Raw genomic sequence first — 3,469 nt, forward strand, 5'->3', positions numbered from 1 at the left:
AGCGTTTCAAAACCAAAGCCCCCAAAGGCGGCAAGGTCAGGCAAATGGAATGGGGTAGGTTCATCCAGGGTTTGGGTTCTGCCCAAACGGCGGCGTTGCCGGTGTTGGTGCCGTCGTAATAGGCGGAGTCGGAATTGATTAGCTCCTTGTACAGGCCTTCGCAGGGCACGCCGACCCGGTATTGCGCACGCACGACCGGGGTGAAGTTGAGCACCACGATCAGCTCGTCATCGCCGCATTTGCGACGGTAGCTGATGATGGACTGCTGCACGTCATGGCAATCGATCCAGGCAAAGCCCTCGGGGTCGAAATCATGGCGGTGCAGGGCCGCTTGGTCGCGGTACAGGCTGTTCAGGTCCTTGACCAGAGTTTGCAGGCCGCGGTGGTGCGGGTAATCCAGCACATACCAGTCCAGCACGCGGTTGAAGTTCCATTCCGAGCCCTGCCCGAACTCACAGCCCATGAACAGCAGCTTCTTGCCCGGATAAGTGAACATCAGCGAGTACAGCAGACGCAGGTTGGCGAAGCGCTGCCACTCGTCGCCGGGCATCTTGTTGACCAGCGAACCCTTGCCGTGCACGACCTCGTCATGCGAGAACGGCAGGCAGAAATTCTCGGAGAACGCATACAGCAGACCGAAGGTCAGTTGGTCGTGGTGGTAGGGGCGGTGCACCGGATCCTCGCTCATGTAATGCAGGATGTCGTGCATCCAGCCCATGTTCCACTTCATCGAAAAGCCCAGGCCGCCGGTCCAGGTCGGGCGGGTGACCTGCGGCCAGGACGTCGATTCTTCGGCCATCATGACGGTGCCGGGGTAACGGTCATGGGTGACCGTGTTCAGCTCGCGGATAAAACTGATCGCCTCCAGATTCTCGTTGCCGCCATACTGGTTCGGCACCCAGTCATTGTGCTTGCGGGAATAGTCCAGGTACAGCATCGACGCCACCGCGTCGACGCGCAGGCCGTCCAGGTGGAACTCCTCCAGCCAGAACACCGCGCTGGACAACAAAAAATTCTTGACCTCGTTGCGCCCGTAATTGTAAATCAGCGTGCCCCAGTCGCGGTGCTCGCCCTTGCGCGGATCCTCGTGCTCATACAGGGCGCTGCCGTCGAAACGCGCCAAGGCAAAGGCGTCCTTGGGGAAATGCGCGGGCACCCAGTCCAGGATCACGCCGATGCCCTGCTGGTGGCAGACGTCGACAAAAAAGCGGAAATCATCGGGCGAACCGTGGCGGCTGGTCGGCGCAAAATAACCGGTGGTCTGGTAGCCCCAGGACGCATCCAGCGGATGCTCGGTGACCGGCAACAGCTCGATATGGGTGAAGCCCAGCTCCCTGACATAATCGACCAGCGACACCGCCAGCTCACGGTAATTGAGGAAATTGCCGTGCGGATCGCGCTGCCAGGAACCCAGATGCACCTCATAAATCGACATCGGCCCGTGCAGCCAATCCTGCACCGCCCGCGCCTCCATCCACGGCAAGTCCTGCCAGGCATAGCCGGGCTCCCCGACCACCATGGACGACGTGTTGGGGCGGAACTCAAACTGCTGGCCGTAAGGGTCGGTCTTCACCTGCACCTGCCCGGACTGCCGGTTCAAGATCTCAAACTTATACAAACAACCGGCGGCAAGGCCGGGCACAAACAGCTCCCAGATGCCGCTGCCGCCCCGGCAACGCATCGGCAGGCAACGCCCGTCCCAGCGGTTGAAATCGCCGACCACGCTGACCCGGCCGGCGTTCGGGGCCCACACGGCAAACAACACCCCGGCGATGCCGTCGACCACATGCAAGTGCGCGCCGAGCTTCTGGTAGACATGCCAATGCCGGCCCTCGCCGAACAAATGCAGATCGAACTCCGGCAACTGCGCCGGGAAATCGTAAGGGTCATAGCCCTCATGGGCGGCGCCCGCCTTATCAGTCCAGGCCAACCGGTAATGGGCCGGCAGCGCGGACGCCTTGGCGGCGAACTCAAAAAAATCGCTGCCGTCAATACGCGTGAACAACGCATCCAAGTCGGCCAGCCGCACCGACTCGGCATCGGGCATGAACACCGTGACGCGCGCCTGCTGCTGGGTGGCGTGGCGGCCCAGGACCGCAAACGGGTCATGGTGGGTGGCGGCGGCGATTTTTGACAGTTCCGCGTCAAGCGCAAGGGAAGAATGCTTTTTCACTTTACTTAGCCTCAGTAGTAGAATAATAATCCAACGGAATGTTACCAAAATAACACACGCCGTGTGCATCTATTCCACGCCTACCAGGAGAAAACCCATGACAGCGCCAGACCCCGCAACACACGACCCGGACATCCAACACCTGACGCGCAACACCATCGCCTTGATCCTGGCGGGCGGGCGCGGCTCGCGGCTGATGAACATGACCGACTGGCGCGCCAAGCCGGCGGTGCCGTTTGGCGGCAAATTCCGCATCATCGACTTCCCGCTGTCGAACTGCGTGAACTCAGGGATCCGCAAGATCGGCATCCTGACGCAATACAAGGCCGACTCGCTGATCCGGCACGTGCAGCAAGGCTGGGGCTTCTTGCGGGGCGAATTCGGCGAATACGTGGACCTGATGCCGGCGCAACAACGCCATGACGAAGACTCGTGGTACAAAGGCACGGCGGACGCGATCTTCCAGAACATCGACATCCTGCGGACGCGCAGCCCGGAACACATCCTGGTGCTGGCGGGGGACCACATCTACAAAATGGACTACGGCGCGATGCTGGCGGACCACGTGCAAAAGCAGGCCGACCTGACCATAGGCTGCATCGAAGTGTCGCTGGAAGACGCGACGGCGTTCGGCGTGATGGACGTAGACGGGAACCGGCGGGTGAAAGCATTCGTGGAAAAGCCCGCGCAGCCGCCGGTGATGCCGGGACGCACGGACACGGCGCTGGCGTCGATGGGAATCTACATCTTCAACGCCAGCTTCCTGTTCGAACAGCTGCTGAAAGACGCGGACACCAAAGGCTCGACGCACGACTTCGGCAAAGACATCATCCCGGCGGTGATCGACAAATACATCGTCAACGCCTACCCGTTTTTAGACCTGCAAAGCGGCCAGCAAAGTTACTGGCGTGACGTGGGTACGATTGACGCGTACTGGACGGCGAACATGGAACTGATCGGCGTGAACCCGGACATGAACCTATACGACAAGACCTGGCCGATCTGGACCTACCAGGCGCAGACGCCGCCGGCGAAATTCGTGTTTGACGACGACGACCGGCGCGGTCAGGCGGTGGACTCGATGATTTCGGGCGGCTGCATAGTGTCGGGAGCGAAAGTACGGCACTCGCTGCTGTTCACGAACGTGCGGGTGAACAGCTACACGACGCTGCAGGACAGCATCGTGCTGCCGGACGTGAACATCGCGCGGCATTGCCGGATCAGCAAGGCGATCATCGAGCGGGGCTGCGAAGTGCCGGAAGGCACGGTAATCGGTGAAAACCGCGCCGACGACGA

2 protein-coding genes are annotated in these 3,469 nt (G+C 61.1%); one reads left to right on the top strand and one right to left on the bottom strand.

The window, feature by feature from the left end:
• The coding region (gene glgB, locus Q7V20_RS20285) for a 1,4-alpha-glucan branching protein GlgB (protein WP_304795335.1) at positions 1 to 2,173 on the bottom strand (2,173 nt) is incomplete at its 3' end.
• A 97-nt stretch (positions 2,174 to 2,270) separates the two neighbouring features.
• Between glgB and glgC the strand changes: the two genes are divergently transcribed.
• The coding region (glgC, locus tag Q7V20_RS20290) for a glucose-1-phosphate adenylyltransferase (RefSeq protein WP_304795336.1) at positions 2,271 to 3,469 on the top strand (1,199 nt) is incomplete at its 3' end.

It is taken from the genome of Aquabacterium sp. (assembly GCF_030652515.1).
In the GTDB taxonomy this organism is placed as follows: domain Bacteria; phylum Pseudomonadota; class Gammaproteobacteria; order Burkholderiales; family Burkholderiaceae_C; genus Aquabacterium.